Origin of the sequence: Mangrovimicrobium sediminis, from assembly GCF_004745945.1 — a bacterium.
In the GTDB taxonomy this organism is placed as follows: domain Bacteria; phylum Pseudomonadota; class Gammaproteobacteria; order Pseudomonadales; family Halieaceae; genus Mangrovimicrobium; species Mangrovimicrobium sediminis.
In genome coordinates this window covers 1-1,531 of sequence record NZ_SRLE01000027.1, presented here as the reverse complement: position 1 = coordinate 1,531, position 1,531 = coordinate 1, and the positions used below count along the sequence as shown (strand labels likewise).

Below are 1,531 nucleotides of genomic sequence, written 5' to 3'. Positions count from 1 at the left end.
GGCAGCGTCAGATGTGTATAAGAGACAGCGGAAGGACAGCCCCGCCACCTGGTCCAGGGACGCGGAGATCTCCTCCAGCCCGCCCAGCCCCTGCAACAGCGCCAGCGCGGTCTTCTCGCCGACCCCGGCGACGCCGGGAATATTGTCCACCTTGTCGCCCATCAGGGCCAGCAGGTCGATCACCCGCTGCGGGGGAATACCGAACTTCTCCTCCACCGCGGCGGGGTCCAGGGTAGTGTCGGTCATGGTGTTGACCAGCGTGGTGTGCTCATCCACCAGCTGCGCCATGTCCTTGTCGCCGGTGGAGATGACCACCGCGCGGCCGGCGGCGCTGGCCTGGCGGGCGAGGGTGCCGATGACGTCGTCCGCCTCCACGCCGGGCACGCACAGCAGGGGCAGGCCCATGGCGCGCACGATGGCGTGGATGGGTTCGACCTGCTCGCGCAGCTCCCCGGGCATGGGCGGGCGATGCGCCTTGTACTGCTCGAAGATCTCGTCGCGGAAGGTCTTGCCGCTGGCATCGAAAACCACGGCGATGGGCGAGTCGGGGTAGTCCGCCTTGAGGCGGCGCAGCATGCTGATCACGCCGCGTACCGCGCCGGTGTGCTGGCCTTCAGAGGTGGTCAGCATGGGCAGTGCGTGGAACGCCCGGTACAGGTAGGAGGAGCCGTCAACCAGCACCAGGGGAGGGGTTTTGTCCTTTTTGGAACTCACTTGGCTCTCCTTCGCAGCGCGCTGCCTGCCGCGCAGGTATGCAAGCGCTTACTGTTTCAATAGTTGCCGGTTTATCTGCCTTTTACCCACGCCGAGGGTCAATAGTCCCAGAGAGCGCGCGCCGAGCGATAGGTGCCTTTCATCTTGCCGAGGTCCAGTGGCGCGCGGAAGAAACCATGGTAGTCCCCTTTGGGATTTATAAGTACCACATTAGCACTGTGCTCGACCTGGTAGTCCTCGCCCTGGCCCGGCACCTTGCGGAAGGGCGCGTTGAGGGCGGTCGCGAAGCGGTAGATGTCCGGGAATTCCCCGGTCACGCCGATAAAATCCTCGTTGAAAAAGGGCACGTACTGGGCCAGCTGCTCCACCGTATCACGCGCCGGGTCCACGGTGACCATCACCACCCGGGTATCTTCGCCTTCCGTGCCTTCCAGGCTCTGCATCAGCGTGTTGAGGAACGCCATGGTGGTCGGACAGACGTCGGGGCAGTGGGTAAAACCAAAGAACACAAAGGTCCAGTGCCCCTCCAGCTGGGCACGGGTGAAAGGTTCTCCGCGGTGGTCCACGAGCTGGACTTCGCCGAAATTGCGCGGGGTATCCAGCAGGTAGAAGCCGTTGGCCTTCATCTCGCCCGTGGTCATGATGCGCGGCTGCTGCATGCGGTGCACGAAGCTGAAGATCACCACCAGGATGAACAGCAGGACGCCGGCGACGGTCAGGCGGATATTGCGGGTCTGGGTGTCGGTATGCGGCATGGCCTCACTCATTCACAGGGCGGTGGTTACCGGGAACAGGTAGCTGTCTCTTATACACATCT

General features: G+C 63.6%; 2 protein-coding genes. Both read right to left on the bottom strand.

What is annotated here, in order from left to right:
• Positions 1-714, bottom strand: a 714-nt coding sequence (locus tag E4634_RS20960; protein ID WP_276606640.1) for a 5'-3' exonuclease, incomplete at its 3' end; no start/stop codon positions are given.
• A gap of 98 nt (positions 715-812) precedes the next feature.
• Positions 813-1,469, bottom strand: a complete 657-nt coding sequence (locus E4634_RS20955; protein ID WP_240725271.1) for an SCO family protein — start codon at positions 1,467-1,469, stop codon at positions 813-815.
• Positions 1,470-1,531 lie beyond the last annotated feature (62 nt).